Source organism: Paenibacillus sp. LK1 (assembly GCF_002750415.1).
Classification (GTDB): Bacteria; Bacillota; Bacilli; order Paenibacillales; family Paenibacillaceae; genus Paenibacillus; species Paenibacillus taichungensis.
Genome location: NZ_PEII01000013.1, coordinates 133,979 through 153,816, shown reverse-complemented (window position 1 = coordinate 153,816; position 19,838 = coordinate 133,979). Strand labels below are relative to the sequence as shown.

Below are 19,838 nucleotides of genomic sequence, written 5' to 3'. Positions count from 1 at the left end.
TAAGGTTCATTACCCATTTCGCAGTTTGCGACAATTCATGTAAAATAGGGATATGCCCGTGCTAATTGCGGGAACTTTAAGAAATGAATCCGGTACAGGAGGTTATGAACCGATGAATATTGTTTCAATTGAACCAACACCCAGTCCCAATACGATGATGCTGCATCTGGACGAACGTCTGGAGGACGGGATCCGCAGAACATATACACTGGATAACGAACGATCTGCTCCGGCGTTTATTCGCCAGATGCTTCATATTCCCGGAGTAAAAAGTGTATTCCACACAACCGACTTCGTAGCGCTCGACCGCAAGGGAAATGCGGATTGGTCCGTCATACTTGGCGAAGTCCAAAGTCGTCTTGGCCAACAGGGAATCGATTTGGACTGGATTGAATCTGAAGACGCCTCTGGCGAACACTTCGGTGAAGCACAGGTATTCGTTCAATTCTTCAGAGGTGTGCCGATGCAAATTCGGGTCAAAGCCGGCGCCAAGGAAGAGCGGATTTCGCTCTCGGATCGGTTCGTCAAAGCCGTTACTGAAGTCGCCAGCGCAACACTGATCAAGGAACGGAAACTGAGTGATTACGGCGTCCGCTACGGGGAATTGCCTGAAATCGCAAGAGAAGTTGAACAGGAGCTGGAAGCAGCATATCCCCCTGAGCGTCTGGAACGCGTAATTCAACAAGCCATTGAGCACGGCACCAATTCCGAAGAGTTCGTGGAACGTCGCCGCGAGCTGGATGGTGCCGAGCTTGAAGAGGCTCTGCATAATGAGGACTGGAATGTTCGCTACGCTGCATTTGATGGTATGGAGCCTACAGCAGAACGACTGCCACTCGTTGCCCATGCACTCCATGACAGTAAAATGCAGATTCGCCGACTGGCTGTTGTATATCTAGGTGATATCCGTACACCGGAAGCGATGGAACTGCTGTACGAAGCTCTGCAGGATAGTTCACCTGCTGTACGTCGGACTGCCGGAGATACCCTCTCCGATATCGGTGATCCTGCAGCAACTGCAGCCATGACAGCTACGTTATCGGATAAAAGCAAGCTTGTACGCTGGCGTGCAGCCCGTTTCCTATACGAAGTGGGAACTGAAGAAGCTGAGCAAGCTCTGCGGAAGGCAGCCGAAGATCCTGAGTTTGAAGTCAGCCTGCAAGCCAAAATGGCACTGGAACGGATTGAATCCGGGGAACAGGCAGCCGGAACCGTATGGCAGCAGATGGCTGGGCGTAACAAGACGTCGGAATAGTCCTTTCGATTCATATCCAACAATTGTTATTGCACTGGAATACCATGGGGGTTATACTGATTGTCTGTTTACTAAACAGAACATTGAGTGTTACGTTCTGTGATTTATAATTTCATAGACAATAGATACACCTCATCCATGATGATGAGGTAGAGGTCGCGGGTGCGATCAGTACGCTGAAGGAGGCGCTAAGGAGCCGCTTATGAATTCAGCCGAAAGGTGCACCCGCCGAAGCCCGCAGGACGGTTCCTTACGTTGTCCAGCGCGGCTGGGGCTGTTGCCGAAAGGTGCAGAACTGTCACAGATGTATGATGCCTTCCTCGGAGGGTATGATTTCTTCTGTGTTGAGCTATCTTAAACATCTGGGACGAGGTGCGGACGATTGATAATAAAGACCGCAGGCTAATGCCTGCGGTCTTTTGGTTATTTCCATTGTTCTGAACCCATTAGTACGCTGAAAGAAGGAGTGTTTCCATGCAAGACCGCAACAACCAAACTAACACAGGACCTACCCTGAAAAAAGGATTACGCGCACGGCATATGACCATGATTGCACTCGGTGGATCCATTGGTACAGGACTTTTCCTCGCAAGCGGAACCGCTATTTCCAATGCTGGCCCCGGCGGTGCACTGATTGCTTACGTTGCCGTCGGCATCATGGTCTTCTTTCTAATGACCAGTCTCGGAGAGCTGGCTACCTTCATGCCTGACTCCGGTTCATTCAATACGTATGCGGCCCGCTTCGTCGATCCAGCCCTTGGGTTTGCCATGGGTTGGAACTTCTGGTACAACTGGGCCGTCACCATTGCGGCAGAACTCGCTGCGGCAACCGTACTCATCAAATACTGGTTCCCTGAAAGTTCATCCATGTTGTGGAGTCTGTTGTTCCTCGTATTAATCTTTGCCCTAAATGTGTTGTCCGTTAAAGGGTATGGAGAGTCGGAGTATTGGTTCGCCATTATCAAAGTCGCTACAGTGATCATCTTCCTTACCGTTGGTGTGCTCATGATCTTCGGCATTATCGGTGGAGAAGCGGTAGGATTCAGCAACTTTACTGTTGGAGACGCACCATTCCATGGCGGATTCTTTGCGGTTCTGGGTGTATTTATGGCTGCAGGATTCTCTTTCCAAGGAACAGAGCTCATTGGTGTCGCAGCCGGTGAGAGCGAAAATCCGCGTGAAAATGTCCCTCGTGCTATTCGGCAAGTGTTCTGGCGTATTCTGATCTTCTACATTCTGGCGATTACAGTCATCAGTCTGATCATTCCTTACACACATCCGAATCTGCTTAAAGGTGATCTGAACAACATCGGAGTCAGTCCGTTTACTCTTGTCTTTGAAAAAGCGGGGCTGGCCATTGCTGCTTCCGTCATGAATGCCGTTATTCTGACCTCTGTGCTGTCTGCCGGGAATTCAGGCATGTATGCTTCAAGTCGTGTTCTGTATGCTCTTGCCCGGGATGGCAAAGCGCCTCGCTTCCTGGGTCGGCTGAACAAAAAGGGCATTCCAATGAATGCCCTTCTCTTGACCACAGCGGTGGGTATGCTCGCTTTTCTAGCCTCCCTATTCGGTGATGGTATTGTATATACCTGGCTGCTTAATGCATCCGGGATGTGTGGGTTTATCACCTGGCTCGGCATTGCCATCAGCCATTATCGTTTCCGCCGTGCGTATGTGGCCCAAGGTCGAGATTTGAACGATCTGCCCTACCGTGCACGCTGGTTCCCATTTGGGCCGATCTTTGCTTTTGTGTTATGTATCATCGTCATTATTGGACAGAACTATCAGGCGTTCACGGGCGATCAGATCGATTGGAGCGGAGCCCTCGTCGCTTACTTAAGCGTTCCGCTGTTCCTGATCTTATGGCTGGGTTATAAATTTATTAAGAAAACAAAAGTTGTACCATTACAGGAATGTGATTTTACAACAACAAACGAATAACGTTATTTCATAGGCACCCTTCTTTCCGCTGGAAAGAAGGGTGCCTATTTGGTTCGTCCAATTTTCGGGATAGCTATCACTCAAGCAAAAAAGGACGCTCATGAATGAGCGTCCTTTTTCACCATAAGGTGTGTCCTATTATAATCATTCATACAAAGTTTGCTGTCACATGGTCCAGGTAATCTTCACACGCAGATCGACGGTATCCTCCATGTTGGACACGTAATACGATATTGACTTCATGCCAAGCTGATACAGATCCTGCAAATCCTCTACTAGTCCTGTCTCAGTACCTTTGTATCTAAAAGTCAGTGAGGTTCCGCCATCCTTGAGCACACTCTGAACTTTAGTTTTTAGCGCGGAATGACCACTAACTGCATCATTTTCATCATAGAGCGAGTATTCCAGCGTATGATAAAGCTGCTGGTACGCGGTTGCCTTGCTGCCTCCAGACTTCACCAAAGTTTGCAAAGCTTCACGATAGGGGGCAGATGCAGCAGGATACTTGCCTTTAGCTGTCCAGACATGGTCCCGTGCCATCTCATCATCACTGAGTAAATAATAACTGTGACTTACCTTGCCCTTACGGTCAGGAGTAGGGTCATCCCACGTCGTATCCATATGGTACCACTTACCATCCAGCTTGACGAGATTCCAGGCGTGTAATTGCTCACCAGCCGTTCCTTCCACAATCCGGTTCTCTATACCTACCTGCTCCAGCATGCGATAAGCCAGCAATGAATACCCCTGACATACGGTACTGCCGGTAACAAGTCCATCGTATGCAGTATATTTCTGCAAGGATGTATCGTAGGACAGGTTAAGTACAATCCAGTCATGAATGACTTTAACTTTCTCATGATTCGTCATGCCAGGCAATATAATCTCTTTGAGCACGTTGGTCACCTTACGGTTCACATAATCGGTCTGCTCCTTCGTTTCCCGATATGCCAGCTTCACATGTACCTCTGCGGATACATTGGAGCCTTTATAATTAAATGCGTAACTTTTAACGGTATATTGAATATAAGGATCACTGGTCATTGCTTCGTCAATGGAGCTCTGCAACTGTTTTTTGAGGCCTTTCACATTGCCTTTGTATGTAAAAACAAGTTCCTCTGTACGCTGGGACATCGCATTAAGCAACGTCTCGCGCAGATCCGTATTCGTGGATATGTCCGATGTTCCCGACGCCGCGTACAGCTGATCCAGATCAACCGCATGTGGCAGTGCCACAGCGACGAGACAGCCAGCCAATAGCAAGGTTATCACTCGTTTTCCGTGCTTGCCCATGAAAGGATACCACCTCTCTTTGCAAAGTTCTCATGCCTCATTGTATCACAAAAGGGATTGACGGCAGGCTTCTAGTTTTGTCGAAAAGCATCAAAAGAGACCCTCCGTAGAAGGTCCCCCTGTCTTCAGTAAAACAAACCTAACCTACCCGTTATCCTCATCATATGACTCTTCCGGGCATTTATGCAACAAACTCAAATCAATATAAACGATTGCCGCTCATAAAGGTATCCGTCTTACCCTGAAGCTTGGCCAGACGTTCCAATACCTGAGCCGCTTCGGCAACCGTCACTTTGCGTGCAGGCATGAATCGTCCTTCAATCGAAGGCAACAATCCCAGCTTGATGCTGAGGGAGACAGCTCCCTTGTTGTTGACTGCACTGGCATCTGCCAGGTTGGGAAGATCCGATGGCAATGTGTAGAATCCGGCTAATTTCTCATAGCGCAAAATGCGCACGAGCAATACCGCCAGCTCTTCACGAGTCATCTCCTCTTCTGGATTTAGCTTCGTTTCAGAGTCGGCACCCGCTAACCAGCGCTGATCGATCAATGTCCGCACAGCTTGGTAATAAGGGCTCTCCGGGGTAATGTCAGCGTATAAATTGCCATCCCCGTCTCCACTATAATACATATCCATATTCGGATTAATTGCTCTTGCCAGATAGGTAAACCAATCACCCTTGGTGATGACTCGGTCTGGGAATACACGTCCCTGTTCATCTGCAAGAAGCACACCATGTTGCACTATGTTCTGCAGGGCTGCTTCAGCGGCATGTCCCGTAATATCACTGGTGGTAACTTGAACTGCCCCAGTCGTACTGCCGTACATCGACTTCCATTCTCCCGTGTTAGCATCCAGCACTTCATAGGATACGCCAGTTAGTGGACTGTCCGTACGAGTAGGCATGTAGGCAAGCTTTACACCCACGGGAACGGATTCGCTGTTACCCATGCTGTACCCACCATAACGAGAGTAGGACAACACCAATTTGAATTCTTCAAGATATGTTGCTCTGGCTTTCTCATAACTAATGGCCGGTTTGACGTCCGTCGGTAGCTGCTCTGGCGTTGCAGCAACCAGCGCATAATATTCATTGAGCGTTCCATCATTTGAAACTTGTACCTGAACCGTATCATCCTTAACCAAAATTCCGTTTAGGTACCGTTGGAAAATAAATGTTCGTGCATCGTCCAATTCAAGCACCGTTGAAAGTCGGAATTGCTTGCTTGCATCCGGCACAAGTGAGATGACTGTATTGACAGCGAGTTTCTCTGCCTGAGATTTGGTCACGGTCTTGCCTTTCACTTCCGTCTCCGGCTTCTCTTGCTCCATGCCCGGCATCATGCGCTGATATATGTTCACACTGTAGATCTGTCCGGTTGCCGCATCAACCTGCGCCGAAATGTCTCTCATAAACATATAAGACACACTTGCATTGCGGTTGCTCCAGCTTAGACTCCAGACCTGATTGTTTGGACTTGCAAAACTGCCTTTAGTTAACTGGCTATAATCCAATTGGTAACCTTCGGGTATATTAAAACTCTTTTTGACCAGCTTCTCTGCCTGCTGAGCATTCAACTTCGACCCAGTATTCGGTGTAAAAGCAGCTACACTGCCCTTCAGAGGTTTGTCCTCCTGGGAGACTTCCTGAGAAAGGGTTTCACCTGTCAAGCTATTGATTCGATCCAGTGTATCCGCATTTAGTGGAATAACACTTGAGTTCTTCGGCGTGTATCCCAAGTAATACTTCTGGCCTTTGCGAGAAGAGAATCGGTCTTCGCTAATATAGGCCAGCTGAACATCGAACTGTTCCTCGAACTTCTGCTGAGCCTGCTCCGCTGAAACCGCTGCTTTCGATGATGGATATTCAGCTCCAATGGTCGTTCGTGAATATCCCGTAATCAAACCGCTCTGATCCACACTTATGTAGGCTGTTTCCGCCTCGGACACCAAGCCTTCATGTTTCAACTGGTAGCTGTAAGTATATTCTGTTCGGCCAAAGAGGGATTGCTGTGCATTATTTACATACTGATCATCAACGGCAACAAAGCCATCTTCCTTTAAATTCGGAATCGCCTTGTACAAAAACTCATCTGCCTGCTTTCTTGCTTCGGTTCTTGTTAATTTCGTCTCCGAATCCGAAACCTGCTTTTCCAGCAACTCTGAAGGCAAATGTACACTTAGCACTTCCCCTGTAACCGCATGAACCGTTGCGCTGAATCCAGTGGATCGGTTGCCTTCACGCAGTTCAAATCCGATATCCCACGCCTTATAATCTGGTGGCGGAAAAGAATTCGGTGAATCAAATCGTGCGTATGAAATCGTCGCCTTTTTTAACAAGGGAAATAAGTTCAGTATATTCTCGCTGGCTTGCTTGGAGGAGATTTTGGCTCCTTCAGGCACCTCGTTGTCTGTTAATCCAAGTTGTTGTTCCGTTTCCCCCGCTGCGGATTCTGTTACCTGTTCCGCTGTCGCTGCCGACGCGCTGCCTGCAAACCCTGGTGTCTGTGATGCCAGAAGCAAAGTTGCCATGGCTGCTGTAGCCGCTTTGGCTGTCAACATTTTGAATCGTACATTAAAATTCCAATCAAAACTCAAATCTGGACCTCTCCCTTCAATTTCATACAAGGATGCATGAAAATAACCTCGCATGAATATTGCCAGTCTATTCTATGATACCATAAGCTTCCTTTTTAATCGTCATTTTCCCAACAATTTTACAAATGTGAATTTCTGCATATTTTATAGAAACAGCAAAAAAACGCCAACTGGGTTGGCGTTTCGACGATCAGCCTGAGCATCAAGTGGGCTGAATTTTCTCTATATTGACGTTCGGCATAACAGATTCATTGGACTGAGCCTGCACCTTTACATGTGTTTTCAAAAAAGGAATCACCGTATTCCAGAACGCAGGATCTTCTTCTGAACAGCTATGGCCTCCACTATTGACCCATAGATGCTCCACGGGCGGATCCGCTTTGGACATAAAATATTCAAGTTCGCTTGGTGGAATAAAGTTATCACCTTTGGAATGTACCATAAGCATGGGTAGCTGCATTCCCTTGCGCCGTTCATTCAGCAGCATGACTGGATCACGCTGTCGATACGTTTTCAGAGATTCTCCAAGCCGCCAGAACCAGATTCGCGGAATCAGCTGGGCCAGTGGAAACAAAGGCAGACGGCGCCGTCTCAGCTCCGAACTGACGATAACCTCGAATTGGGATGGCATGGAGTCCGTGATCACCGCTGATACAGGAATGCCCTCCGTTACAGCGAGGATCGTGCCTAGCCCACCCAAGGAATGCCCAAGCACACCGATTGCAGCAGGATCAATTTCCGGGCGTGATGACGTATATTGCAATGCAGACAGCAGATCATCGCGGAACAGGTAAGCTGAAGCCGCTTTAACTGGGTCACTGGCTCCATGGCTTCGAACATCGTACATAAAGAGGGCGTAACCCGCTTCCCAAATGGGACGTGCATAACGGAGGACACGGGATCGGTTGGAGCCCCAGCCATGTGCAATAATAACCAACGGCCAAGGCTTCGGGAGATGAGCTCCAGCCGGAATGAACCAGCCATGCACTCGCCCCCCTCCACTCTCGAAGGTTATATCCTCAAATGGCATGGGCGGTGTGAGCGTAATCGGAACCTTTTTGGGGGTTTGACTCTTCACAGCTGCCTTCCATAAACCACCCGCAGTTACCGCGGCAACAGCAATCATCCCGCCAATCATCGTTTTAGCTTTCACTGGTGTCACTCCTCTCCGTTTTCTGGTCTAACTCCATCATACGACAGCAAGGTTAACCGGACGTTAATCCACATCACTTCTTATATTATCTAGTGGTTCAGAAGCTCTTCATATATATACCCTGATGTGTCTAGTCCACTTCCGTTAGCTTCAATGTTCAACCCTCGATTTTCGCTATTTCCACAAATGCACGAGTGCAAGCAGCGATCTGCTCATCGTTCCCTGCCGCAAGTGCTTCTCGTGGCAAAAGTGCACTTCCAAGGCCCACTGCCGCCGCACCAGCAGCATAATAATCTGCAATGTTATCCAGCGTGGCTCCTCCTGTTGCAAGCAGTGGAATATGATTCAATGGAGCCTTGATTTCACGTAAATACGGAATACCCATACTCGCCATTGGAAACAGCTTCACCGCTTTTGCTCCTGCTTCATAGGCAGCCACAATCTCCGTTGGAGTCATCGCACCGGGCCAGATCTCCACTCCATGTTCTACAGCATATTCAATAACAGACAGATCGACATTCGGAGACACGAGAAATTGAGCACCTGCTGCAACGGCTTCTTTGGCCATCTGCACATTCAGTACCGTGCCTGCCCCGATATAAGCCTTACCCTCATGCCGTTCGCGCCAGTCTGCAATAATATCATGTGCTCCAGGTGTGTTAAGTGTCACTTCCATCAGTCGGATTCCACCATCGGTCATTCCCTGCCCTGCTGCCTGAGCAGATTCCCGGCTAATACCACGAACAATAGCCACCAGTCTCGATTCCAATAATACTTCCGTCAGATTCATGCCAACTTCCCCTTGTTTCATAGATTCGGCAGCCGAGGACAAGTATTCGTTATCACCGCTTTTCCGTTAGTCACTATTGTAAAGCATATCGTCCCCTGGATGAAATCTTTTGATCCAATTTCTTGTGAGAGTGTGTGCACCAATATCTCCGGTATAAAGTTAAATAGGAACACAAAAAACCTCTCCATAGAAAAAGGGATTATTCATCCTCTTTGTTCCATTAGAGAGGTTTATTCTAAGCATTTTCTAGCACATTATCCTTCTCCAGATCCTTAAAATACTTATCATTATACAACATGCTGGGATGTGTCGGATGGTACATCAAAGCAATGTCATTGTGCTCTTTGGCTTTGGCCCGATTGCCCATCCGGTCATAACACACACACAATTGTAAATGCGGCATCCATGTCCATGCAGCTTCGTTCAATACGACCATCGGATCAGTTGGTCGTACGGCGCGGGTCGCCTGTTCATACCAGTATAAGGCTTTGCGGTAATCGGCACGGTCAGCAAAATATCCACCCAATCGGCAGCAGATCTCTGCCCTCGGTAAATCAAAGGCAAAGGATCTCAGCAATGCCGAGACTTCCTTTTCGGAATGTTCAAGTGCTGCCTCGCAATCAGCTATTTTCTGGCATGCCGCAATCTGATCTTCCACCCATCCCAGCCCAGTATCCAAAAATTTTCCATAGTAATGCACTGCATCTTCAAGATGCCCGTGGTCTTTCAATTCATTGCCAAAATAATATAAATCACGCGGAGAGAATTCCTCCCCTGCCTGTTCGCGTTTGCGATAAATCTTTAGATTGCGATCCGTGTATTCCTTATCTTTCTTATGCGTGACTGCCACATCACTATGCAGCAAATGACCGGCCACTTCAAGATATTCATGCACGGCACCAATCCAGCGATAATTCCGATCCCGGCGCACCAGTCGGTTCCGTCTCAGACTATATGCCACTTTTCCTTCCGCTGTAAACGACAGATGATAATCCATCGTGACACTGTCCACAGCAGGATCCAGGGAACGCTTTAGTTCAATGAACTTCACCCGGTCATCCGGTTCAAATACATCATCTGCATCCAGCCATAATATATATTCACTTGTTGCTTGTTCAAAGGCAAAGTTCCGTGCTGCCGCAAAATCATCCACCCACTCAAAATCGATGATGCGTTCTGTATAACGGGCTGCGATCTGACGTGTCTGGTCCGTCGAACCCGTATCTACGATCACGATCTCGTCAGCGATCCCATTAACCGAGTCAAGACATCTGGCAAGGGAAGCCTCTTCATTTTTCACAATCATACACAGCGAAATACTGATCGATTCCTCTCCGCGTATGGCTCTGCGATTAAAAGCAGCCACTCCCGGCAATTCCGATAGTCGGTAAATGTGATAGGCCGGAAAATGTGTATCCACATATAAACGAAACCCCAATGCCTGAGCACGGATGCAAAAATGGCGATCTTCTCCCCAGAACGATACATTCGGAATCTGGTCATAGGAAATCCCGGACTCCAATACATTCCTGCGAATAAGAGTACACGCCCCCAGTCCCCCCACTTCATAACAACCCGGAGTACGCAATTGCCTCAGGAATGCATCCGTTTGTGTACCTTCGTCCTCTGCTTCCTCCCCTGAGTTGCGTTTGCCTCCCTTGCGAAACAGGGCGTACTCATCCTGCAACCAGACTTGTGGCATTTCCCTTGTGCCCGGCTGCCATCGTGTCCAGAAGATATTGGAGATGATCTCCTTCCTGTTCGATACGAGCTGTTCCAATGTCCGTGGATGCAGGACGAGATCGGAATCAATCAAGAACACGGCATCGTATTTCTGGTCACGGGCATATGCCAAAATACGATTTTTCAGTCCGGCTACCCGCCAGATCTGTTCGTCGCGCCAATAATGCCCACCCTCGTCCTTGTTGTATACTCCTTTTCCCTGATTGGTATCTGCTTCATCTACATTGGCATCCAAAAGACTGCCTTCATGCCGAAGTACAAACTCACGGAGCATATTGGATGCCGCTTCTTCTTCATTGTCGTCCACAAACAGATAGTCTGTCGTCACCGTCGTTCGCTCAAGCGATTCCAAGGACTGGAGAAATTCACGTAGTACCGGGGCTGTCTGCCGAACAGGACTTGCGATAAGAATCTTTTCCTTTGGCTCTTCTTTACCTTTTTCTTTTTCCTTCTTCAATTCTATTGTCCTCCTTCCCTTATTCCGACCATTGCAAAAGTCTGGGCTCTGCATCCAAAATGGATTCGTACTGTTCCTTCCAGCCATATCTTGCATCCGGGTCCAGTGCCTGATAGCGCTCGTATTTACGAATTCGGTCCTCTGCACGTGCCCAACCATAATGCTTCACCCGAGGCGAGTGGCATCCATAGGCAAAATGCTGAATGGTTAGCGGGAAACGGCCGCAGTGCTGCGGAGTTTCCTTCCATTCATAGCTCCATTCCGGTCTGTATCGGACCAGGAATGGCCGATAATACGCATGAGCCTGCCAGTATTGATCTTCCCGGTAATGTGTATCGCTCCACATATCAAACAACCTGAAATAAATGGCGTCCTCCGCTCCACCCAACAGTTGATTCCGAACAGTCCCAAAATCCGTTGTCAGAATTTCATCCGCGTCCAGATTCAAAATCCATTCCGGTCCGGTAGCCACTGTTGTCTCCCACTGCTGCTTCCGTAAACTCACCTCATCTGCAAACAAGGAGGTCGGGTTCACAATCAACGTAAGCGGAATTCCCTCCAGCATTTCCTGGCATAAAGCAACGGTATGGTCTGTACTTCCGTCGTCAATGATTACTGCACGATCAATCCACGGCCGGTGAGTCTCTAACGCTTGTCTGAGATACCTGTGCTCCTCATTGCGGACAATCATGGACAAGGTGACATGCGGCCTCGTGGTTGCTTCACGATCTTCCAACTCCCCACCTCCAGGCTGAGTCTGTCACGCGTAATAACTGATGTGCTATGGATGATTAAAATGGCAGAACCCCTGATAACCTCAATATCTAATCTATGCGCGTCTGGAACAGGGTTATGTCTGGCAGGGAAACCTTTCATGACGTTTAGGAACCTTCAAAAACGATATGTTCTTCTTTTCTTGGACAACGACAAAAAAGGCACCCGCTTCCGCAGGTGCCTCGTTAATGTAATATTTCATTGGTTTAATTGTTAATGAACCTATTCAGATCGATATAAAAGAGGTCTGAATAATCAACGATATGCTGCCAGACGGTCATTCAGGCTGCGTGTTTGCCCGTACACATCCTGATACAGTGCAAATAGTCCGTCATACACCTTAACCGCTTCCGGGTTAGGCGCATAAGATTTCGCAGGACGAATGAACGCTGCTGCACATTCTTGCAAAGATGGGAACCAGCCACAGCCATAAGCTGCCAGCATCGCCGCGCCCATTGCTGGACCTTGCTCACTTTCCAATTTCACAATGGTTGCATTGAAGACATCGGCCTGCATTTGCAGCCAAGCTTCATTTTTGGCACCGCCGCCAATGGAGATGACTTCGTTGACTGTTTTGCCAGCGTTACGAAGAATATCAATGGACTCGCGCAGCGAGAACGTAATGCCCTCCATCACAGCACGTCCAAAATGCTCCAGCTTATGACTCGCATCCATGCCGATAAAGCTGCCACGAATGTTCGCATCTGGGTGCGGTGTACGCTCGCCAACGATATAAGGCGTGAACAACAACCCGTTGCTTCCCGCTGGAATCGCATCAATGCCCTGCAAGAGCACATCAAATGATTTGTCAGCTGCAAAAGTATCCTTAAACCAGGACAGGCTGTATCCTGCCGCAAGCGTTACCCCCATAATATAGAAGGCATCTTTCTCGCCATGGTTAAAAAAGTGAACTTTGCCTTCGAAATCGAGATCTTTACGCTCTTCATAAGAAAGCACTACCCCGGACGTTCCGATGCTGCACATCGTCTGTCCTTCACTCAGAATGCCTGCGCCAATGGCTCCGCAAGCATTGTCCGCACCGCCTGCATAGACTTTCGTTGCGGCTGCAAGTCCGGTTTGATCCGCAATCTCAGGCAGCAATGTGCCTACTTCTTCAAATGACTCCACAAGACGTGGGCACAAGGATACTGGCAGTTCAAAAGCTTCCGCGATTTCCTTGCTCCACTGCTTGCCTGCAACGTCCAGCAGCAATGTGCCCGCTGCATCCGAATAATCCATGGCATAATCACCTGTCAGGCGATACCGCACATAGTCCTTCGGCAACAGGAACAGCGCTGCCTGTTGCAGCAATTGCGGCTCGTTCTCCTGTACCCACAGGATTTTGGGCAGGGTAAAACCTTCGAGCGCACGGTTGCGGGCAATACTTAACAATTTCCCGTCCAGTACTTTCTCAATGCGGCGGCACTGAGCCGTTGTCCGTGTATCGTTCCATAGAATGGCATTGCGCAGCGGTTTACCTTCGGCATTCACCAGCACCAAGCCATGCATCTGTCCGGAGAAGCTCAGTCCTTCGATCTCCGAAGGATGTACGCCGGACACCTCCAGCAATTTGCGCAGCGAAACAATTGTCTGCTCTACCCAATCTTCCGGATTCTGCTCACTGTATCCAGCTTTGGGTTGGTACAGCGGATAAGCCTCGGAAGCTTCAAACGCCACTTTCCCTTCACGGTTAACCAGCACAGTTTTAACTGCACTTGTTCCCAGATCGACACCAATTACGTAACTCATGGGTTAACTCCTCTCATTTATCTCTGGTTATATCCACGAAGAGTCCAAGTTTACATGAGAGTCACTCCGTGATCAGAAAACCCTTGGATCGCCGTTACCCCCGGATTTCCTTCATCCCTTTAACAAGGGAGAAATCCGGGGATAAATGCGACCGTTTCGCTTCCTCCGGGTCCTTTCTGCTCACTCCGTTCTGCATGCTTAATCATGAACACACATGGATATGAAACGAGTAAAACGTACTCGTCTCTGTAGCTGAAAATCGTGCCAACGACATATATCTGTCATTAGTAATGGACATGCAAACCTTGATACTCATGAAATTCAATCCATTTCGGTATCAAAAAACCGTCCCCGCCTTCCCAGGGGAAAGTCGGGAACGGTCCGAATGTCATGCTTGTTCAGGCGTTCCGTGGTACAAGCTTGTACAGGGCAGGCATGGTCGTCACATGCCATGCCTTGCACAGATGAGACCCGGTATTAGTCAGCCAGGATGTATTGGTTGAGTTTTGCTCTCAGCAATTCCTGACGTCCGGATTGGTTTTTGCGTGGGCTTTCGTTGTTCAGCGCGTACTCTGCAAGGGAAGCCAGTGTTGCTTTACCTGCAACCACATCTGCACCGATACCTTCGCTGAAGCTGCTGTAACGTTTTTCGATGAAGTCATCGAATACACGATCTTCAATCAATTTCGCTGCTACTTTCAGACCTTTAGCATACGTATCCATACCCGCGATGTGTGCCAGGAACAGATCGTCTGCTTCGAAGGAACCACGACGTACTTTGGCGTCAAAGTTCACACCACCACGGCCAATACCGCCGTTTTTCAATACTTCGTACATTGTCAATGTAGCATCGTACATATCAACCGGGAACTCATCTGTATCCCAACCGATCAGCATGTCGCCTTGGTTGGCATCGAGGGAACCGAGCATGCCGTTTGTACGGGCAACGCGGATCTCGTGATCGAATGTGTGACCAGCCAGTGTAGCATGGTTAGCTTCCAGGTTCAGTTTGAAGTGTTTGTCCAAACCGTATTTTTGCAGGAAGGCAATAGAAGTTGCTGCATCATAGTCGTATTGGTGTTTGGTTGGCTCTTTCGGTTTAGGCTCGATCAGGAATTGTGCATCAAAGCCAATTTCCTTCGCGTAGTCTACTGCCATGTGGAACATACGGGCAATGTTGTCTTGCTCCAGTTGCATGTCTGTGTTGAGCAATGTGTCATAACCTTCACGACCGCCCCAGAACACATAGTTTTCTGCACCTAGACGGTTACCCACTTCCAGACCTTTCTTGATTTGCGCTGCAGCATGAGCGTACACATCTGCGTTGCAAGTGGAAGCTGCACCAAACATAAAGCGTGGGTTGGAGAACATGTTCGCTGTATTCCAAAGCAATTTTTTGCCGCTGGATTTCATGTGGCCTTCAATCAGGTCAACGATCGTATCGATGTTGCTGTAGAACTCACGCAGGCTGTTGCCTTCTGGTGCAATGTCCACATCGTGGAAACAGAAGAACGGGAGATTCATTTTTTCCAAAAATTCAAATGCTGCTTCCACGCGTACTTTCGCGAGGTCCAGACCGGAGTATTTATCCCAAGAACGAACAGCAGTCTCCGCACCAAACGGGTCACTACCACCCGCTGTTAATGTATGCCAGTAAGCCATGCCGAAACGGAAGTGCTCTTCCATCGATTTGCCGGCTACAACTTCTTCCGGATTATAATGTTTAAAAGCAAATGGATTCGTGGAATCTTTACCTTCGAACGAAATTTTATTAACGGATTCAAAATAGGCCATGTAAAATGCCTCCTCAATAGTTTTGAAAGTAATCGTTTACAACGTTATCCTAACACATCGGTTATACTTTGTCTATTGGTTAAACAAAGTAAAAATAAAAATGTTTTTTGCACGTTTGTTTACGCTATAATAGTCGAATAGCTTGTTTACGGATTGCGGGTCTGAACCCTTTTATAGAAGAATAGGAGTGCCTTATGGATATGAAAATTACCGGAGACCAGATGCTGGTCAAAAAAATAAACAAGTCGATCGTCCTGGATACGATTCGGCGTCATGCCCCCCTCTCCCGTGCGCGGGTATCCGAGATTACAGGGCTGAACAAAGCAACGGTATCCAATCTAGTTGCCGATCTGATCAATGATGAACTCTTGCAGGAAATTGGCCCTGGGGAATCCAGCGGTGGACGTAAACCTCTGATGTTGCTGTTTCGCGGTACATCGGGATATGCCGTAGGTTTGGAACTCAGCGTGACCCACTTAAAAGGTGTGCTCACCGATCTGGAAGGTCATATTATCACAGAGTACGCTGTGAAACTGGAACATCATGATGTGTCCTCTGTATTTGAACAGTTGAAACTTGCGGCAGAAGATCTGATTCATGCAGCCCCTCCCTCCCCTCACGGGGTAATTGGAATCGGAATCGGGGTTCCGGGCATGGTGGACGAGGAAGGAACGGTGCTTTTTGCACCCAACTTGGGGTGGGAGAAGGTTCCCCTGCGTGCCATGCTGGAAGAAGTATTCGAGTTACCTGTCACGATCGACAATGAAGCGAATGCAGGTGCGCATGGAGAATTGAATTTTGGTGCAGGTATCGGTGTACGTCATCTGATTTACATTAGTGCAGGCATCGGGATCGGTTCAGGTATTATGGTGGATGGCGAGCTGTACAAAGGAGCCTGGGGATATGCCGGAGAAACCGGCCATATGTCCATTGAAGCAGAAGGCAGACCATGCTCCTGTGGTAATCGTGGATGCTGGGAGTTATATGCTTCAGAGAAAGCTTATGAGCACCCGGATCATCAGTTGCTTTTGCCGGCACATACGACACGGGAATTGATTGATTATGCACAGCAAGGCCATGAAGATGTATTGAAGTTATACCAAGAAATCGGCCGCAAACTGGGGGTTGGCATCACTAATATCGTCAACAGTTTCAATCCTGAACGCATCATTATCGGCGGCCCTCTCTCTGAAGCAGGACCATGGATTGAAACGGCGCTGAAACAAGTGGTAGAGGAGCGTACATTGCCCTATCACCGTCGCAGTTTGCAGATTGAATGGGCTGCTCTAGGCAGTCGGTCCACACGTGTTGGTGCCGCTTATTCAGCAATCTCCCAATTTCTAGGTAAAATAAGAGTGTCCGTCTAATAACTGATGAAAATTGACATCATTTCGCCCCATTTCCTCCCTTTTTGTTAAAGAAATCCAGAGGTATAATAGGGTTATGTGATTTTTGTCATGGCGGCATGAATGTCGCCGTGTTAATTCCGATGACGAAACGGAGTGAAAATTCGTGACCTACGTGGATACTTCAGATATCTCGGCGCAAATGTTTGTCACCGTACTCCTGTTCCTGATCGTGCTTGCGCCGCTGTTCAGCCTTGGCATACTTCGATTGTTTCAGAGCAAAAAGAAGGCTGGTTTCATGTACATGCTGTCAGGCGTACTGGTGTATGTAGTATTTCAGACCTTTATGAGTATATTTTTTTAGATAAGATAAAATATGTTTAATTTTAACGTCAAATCCCCTTTTACATCCACAAAAGAGTTCATGAAAACATGTGCTCTGTTGTAGCTGTGAAAGGGGATTTTTCATATTACCTATTTAAATGGATCATACTCACTAGCTTTTGGAGTTCTCTTGATTGCGCTCTTCCATCATTTCCACAATGTCTTGAATTTGTCCCATGACAGAAATCGGATCCGAGAAATAGAATTTGTAACCGTCAATTTCGTATAACTCATTGTTTTTGACCGCATCTAACGTTCCCCACACCGGATCGCTCGCATAGTCGTATGATTCCGCTTTGGCATTCACGGCCATAAATACGTGATCACCAGCATATGATTCGGCGAGCTCATTGGAGATCGTAGCCCAGCCCACTTTCGGATCAATGCTGCGTTCCACGTTCTCGTTCATAGGCAAGTCCAATTCACCATGGATCGTTCTGCCCGTATGCGCATTACCATAAAGCGTGATGTCTTTGCTCAAGCCTCCGTCAAACACAGTAACGGTTTCCCCCTCTTTGATTATACTGCTTAAACGCTCCTTGGCCGAAGTCACCTTTTGTTCAAAATCGGTAAGCCATGCCGATGCTTCAGCCTCTTTTCCCAATATAACGCCAAGCTCTTTAACCTGATCACGAACCGGAGCTGAGTTGTCCAGAAAGACGGTTGGGGCGATTTTGGAATAAGCATCGTAACTTTTGGCATCGCCTGTAACGATCAGGTCAGGGCTCAGTGCAGTTATTGCTTCAAGATTGTCCGAAATATCCTCGATACCGGAAACCTTGCCCTCCAGATAAGGGTTTTGCATGAATACGCCATTACTTCCTACAGGTTTTACATCCAAGGCCAGAATATGACCCAAGAAGAAATCTGTTACGACACGCTGCGGATTAGCAGGCACTTCAACCTCGCCCATGGAACTATTCACTTTACGTGTCGTCGCTTGTGTATTTTCATTTGTATTATTTTCGCTTGTACTGTTCACTTGGGAAGATGGTGCATCCGATTGAGCTGTACTTCCATCTCCAGTTGCAGCCCCTGTATTCCCCGAAGAACCGCCACTACATGCACTTAACAGCAACCCAAAAGCCATTAGCAAAGCTATCGGAACTCTCTTTATATTTCTTAACATATCGTCAGACCCTCCATCTAGGTGTTGATAATAATTATCATTATCACATAAAGGAATATAACATGGGGGTAAAGAGCCAACAATATGATTTCTTCCTGCTAAGGATGTAACATCTTCCTCTACAATCTGCTTACGGTACTTCTGTGGGGAAACTCCCATATACTTTTTAAAGGCGTTGCTGAAGTAATATGCATCTTGATACCCAATAGAAGAGGCAATAATCCGTAAGGGAAGCTTTGTTTCGACTAAGAGCTTGCACGCTTTTTGCATACGCAAACGGATTAGGCAGTCAATCGGTCCACGATTCAGCACTTGTTTGAAACAATTAGAGAGATGACCCGGACTACGTTGCATTACTATAGCCAAAGAATCCAACGTATGAGGCTTCGCATAGTTCTTCAACATGTATTCCAGAGTAAGTGTGACCAATTCAACAGGACTAGCTATTTTTACAATCGGAGACTGCAGATAAAAATCATGCACCATGTGATAAACCCATTGGTAGAATGATGCTTTGAGTTGAAGTGGCACCGAAGGCCCATGCTCCTGCTGCTCCTGAATTTCCAGCATACGATCTGTAATTTCATATATCATCATCGGCTGAGTTGGTGTCACACGGTATGTAACATAGGTTGGATTTCTGTGTTTGTCTAATAACAGCGGTTCATCGCCGTACGTTGGCACCCATTCTGCTTTATACGAAATCACGATATACTCCGCTCCCTCTGAACCTGCGTTAACTTCAAACCTGCTTTTGGGAGGAGCATGAATAATCTCAAAATGATTGATGGAATAGAGCTTTTGATTGAGCAGTACCAGCAAATTACCTCTTCTAATACAGAAAAAACTGCTAGACTGAATCGTGAATAATTTTCTTTGCCCTTTTGCGAGAAGAGCATGTTCAACATGAATATCTCGTATATTCGCCTGTTCCCAGAAGCGAAAATGCTCCTGTTGTTCTATAATCATGCTGACTGTTCACCTCAATGCTTACGACTTAAGAAAAGAATATCGCACTTCTGTTCATTGGACAATTCGAAGATTAATGAAGTAGATCTGAATCAAATAAAGAAGCCTCAGTCCTGATTCGGACTAAGGCTTCTCCAATATATATTCAAACGGCTCGCGCGAACCGGAATAGCTGCATGTGACTTGAACTTACCCTATACAGGGTAAATTAAGCGTCCAGCGCTTTGGCGAATTGAGTTTTGTTCATACCCAGAATACGGTGCTCACCAATGACAGTCAGAGGTACGGCACGTACGCCCATATCCCATACTTGTTGTGCGAACTCATCGCTTGTCTCGATGTTGCGCTCTTCATAAGAGATGCCTTTGTCAGCCAAGAAGCTTTTTACTGATTTGCAGTTTGGGCAGTTGGTTGATGTGTATACAATTACGTTTTCCATGTTTATTCACCTCATATTGTTTT

The 19,838-nt window shown here is 47.5% G+C and carries 14 protein-coding genes, 1 pseudogene and 1 riboswitch; of the genes and pseudogenes, 4 read left to right on the top strand and 11 right to left on the bottom strand.

Annotation, left to right across the window (positions count from 1 at the left end):
* Nucleotides 1-112: 112 nt before the first annotated feature.
* Nucleotides 113-1,255, top strand: coding sequence for a virulence factor (locus CS562_RS25665; protein ID WP_076291247.1), 1,143 nt, complete (start codon nucleotides 113-115; stop codon nucleotides 1,253-1,255).
* Nucleotides 1,256-1,397: 142 nt separating this feature from the next.
* Nucleotides 1,398-1,615: riboswitch (Lysine riboswitch) on the top strand.
* A gap of 114 nt (nucleotides 1,616-1,729) precedes the next feature.
* Nucleotides 1,730-3,196, top strand: a complete 1,467-nt coding sequence (locus CS562_RS25660) for an amino acid permease (protein ID WP_099858566.1) — start codon at nucleotides 1,730-1,732, stop codon at nucleotides 3,194-3,196.
* 165 nt (nucleotides 3,197-3,361) lie between these two features.
* Here CS562_RS25660 and CS562_RS25655 read toward each other — a convergent pair whose 3' ends face one another.
* From CS562_RS25655 to xylA, 9 genes and pseudogenes are all read right to left on the bottom strand, one after another.
* Nucleotides 3,362-4,489 carry a transglutaminase domain-containing protein gene (locus tag CS562_RS25655; protein ID WP_099858565.1) on the bottom strand — a complete coding sequence of 376 codons (1,128 nt, stop codon included), beginning with the start codon at nucleotides 4,487-4,489 and terminating at the stop codon, nucleotides 3,362-3,364.
* A gap of 199 nt (nucleotides 4,490-4,688) precedes the next feature.
* Nucleotides 4,689-7,088, bottom strand: coding sequence for a YcdB/YcdC domain-containing protein (locus CS562_RS25650; protein WP_180287217.1), 2,400 nt, complete (start codon nucleotides 7,086-7,088; stop codon nucleotides 4,689-4,691).
* A 202-nt stretch (nucleotides 7,089-7,290) separates the two neighbouring features.
* On the bottom strand, nucleotides 7,291-8,241 hold the full coding sequence (locus CS562_RS25645) for an alpha/beta hydrolase (RefSeq protein ID WP_257219604.1): 951 nt from the start codon (nucleotides 8,239-8,241) through the stop codon (nucleotides 7,291-7,293).
* Nucleotides 8,242-8,398: 157 nt separating this feature from the next.
* Nucleotides 8,399-9,031 carry a bifunctional 4-hydroxy-2-oxoglutarate aldolase/2-dehydro-3-deoxy-phosphogluconate aldolase gene (locus tag CS562_RS25640; protein ID WP_076291243.1) on the bottom strand — a complete coding sequence of 211 codons (633 nt, stop codon included), beginning with the start codon at nucleotides 9,029-9,031 and terminating at the stop codon, nucleotides 8,399-8,401.
* A 235-nt stretch (nucleotides 9,032-9,266) separates the two neighbouring features.
* A complete protein-coding gene (locus CS562_RS33855) occupies nucleotides 9,267-10,337 on the bottom strand; it encodes a glycosyltransferase (RefSeq protein ID WP_180287221.1) in 1,071 nt (356 codons plus the stop codon).
* A 429-nt stretch (nucleotides 10,338-10,766) separates the two neighbouring features.
* Nucleotides 10,767-11,285 (bottom strand): annotated as a pseudogene (locus CS562_RS33850) (hypothetical protein); the annotation flags it as partial.
* Complete coding sequence (locus CS562_RS25630) at nucleotides 11,251-11,967, bottom strand: glycosyltransferase family 2 protein (protein WP_257219602.1); 717 nt, start codon at nucleotides 11,965-11,967, stop codon at nucleotides 11,251-11,253. The gene CS562_RS25630 and the pseudogene CS562_RS33850, both read right to left, overlap by 35 nt.
* A gap of 293 nt (nucleotides 11,968-12,260) precedes the next feature.
* A complete protein-coding gene (xylB, locus tag CS562_RS25625) occupies nucleotides 12,261-13,754 on the bottom strand; it encodes a xylulokinase (protein ID WP_076291241.1) in 1,494 nt (497 codons plus the stop codon).
* 477 nt (nucleotides 13,755-14,231) lie between these two features.
* On the bottom strand, nucleotides 14,232-15,548 hold the full coding sequence (gene xylA / locus CS562_RS25620; RefSeq protein WP_099858562.1) for a xylose isomerase: 1,317 nt from the start codon (nucleotides 15,546-15,548) through the stop codon (nucleotides 14,232-14,234).
* A 200-nt stretch (nucleotides 15,549-15,748) separates the two neighbouring features.
* Between xylA and CS562_RS25615 the strand changes: the two genes are divergently transcribed.
* Both CS562_RS25615 and CS562_RS25610 read left to right on the top strand, forming a co-directional pair.
* On the top strand, nucleotides 15,749-16,915 hold the full coding sequence (locus CS562_RS25615; RefSeq protein WP_076291294.1) for an ROK family transcriptional regulator: 1,167 nt from the start codon (nucleotides 15,749-15,751) through the stop codon (nucleotides 16,913-16,915).
* Nucleotides 16,916-17,060: 145 nt separating this feature from the next.
* Nucleotides 17,061-17,258 carry a hypothetical protein gene (locus CS562_RS25610; protein WP_053779005.1) on the top strand — a complete coding sequence of 66 codons (198 nt, stop codon included), beginning with the start codon at nucleotides 17,061-17,063 and terminating at the stop codon, nucleotides 17,256-17,258.
* A 132-nt stretch (nucleotides 17,259-17,390) separates the two neighbouring features.
* Here CS562_RS25610 and CS562_RS25605 read toward each other — a convergent pair whose 3' ends face one another.
* Both CS562_RS25605 and CS562_RS25600 read right to left on the bottom strand, forming a co-directional pair.
* Nucleotides 17,391-19,376: an AraC family transcriptional regulator gene (locus CS562_RS25605; protein ID WP_099858561.1), complete on the bottom strand. Its 1,986-nt coding sequence runs from the start codon at nucleotides 19,374-19,376 to the stop codon at nucleotides 17,391-17,393.
* A 208-nt stretch (nucleotides 19,377-19,584) separates the two neighbouring features.
* Nucleotides 19,585-19,815, bottom strand: a complete 231-nt coding sequence (locus CS562_RS25600) for a glutaredoxin family protein (protein ID WP_024631391.1) — start codon at nucleotides 19,813-19,815, stop codon at nucleotides 19,585-19,587.
* Nucleotides 19,816-19,838 lie beyond the last annotated feature (23 nt).

Coding starts and splice junctions, on each gene's coding strand:
- xylA (WP_099858562.1), bottom strand. CDS start 15,548: ATGGCCTATTTTGAATCCGTTAATAAAATTTCGTTCGAAGGTAAAGAT.
- CS562_RS33855 (WP_180287221.1), bottom strand. CDS start 10,337: ATGATTGTGAAAAATGAAGAGGCTTCCCTTGCCAGATGTCTTGACTCG.
- CS562_RS25665 (WP_076291247.1), top strand. CDS start 113: ATGAATATTGTTTCAATTGAACCAACACCCAGTCCCAATACGATGATG.
- xylB (WP_076291241.1), bottom strand. CDS start 13,754: ATGAGTTACGTAATTGGTGTCGATCTGGGAACAAGTGCAGTTAAAACT.
- CS562_RS25640 (WP_076291243.1), bottom strand. CDS start 9,031: ATGAATCTGACGGAAGTATTATTGGAATCGAGACTGGTGGCTATTGTT.
- CS562_RS25615 (WP_076291294.1), top strand. CDS start 15,749: ATGAAAATTACCGGAGACCAGATGCTGGTCAAAAAAATAAACAAGTCG.
- CS562_RS25660 (WP_099858566.1), top strand. CDS start 1,730: ATGCAAGACCGCAACAACCAAACTAACACAGGACCTACCCTGAAAAAA.
- CS562_RS25605 (WP_099858561.1), bottom strand. CDS start 19,376: ATGATTATAGAACAACAGGAGCATTTTCGCTTCTGGGAACAGGCGAAT.
- CS562_RS25600 (WP_024631391.1), bottom strand. CDS start 19,815: ATGGAAAACGTAATTGTATACACATCAACCAACTGCCCAAACTGCAAA.
- CS562_RS25655 (WP_099858565.1), bottom strand. CDS start 4,489: ATGGGCAAGCACGGAAAACGAGTGATAACCTTGCTATTGGCTGGCTGT.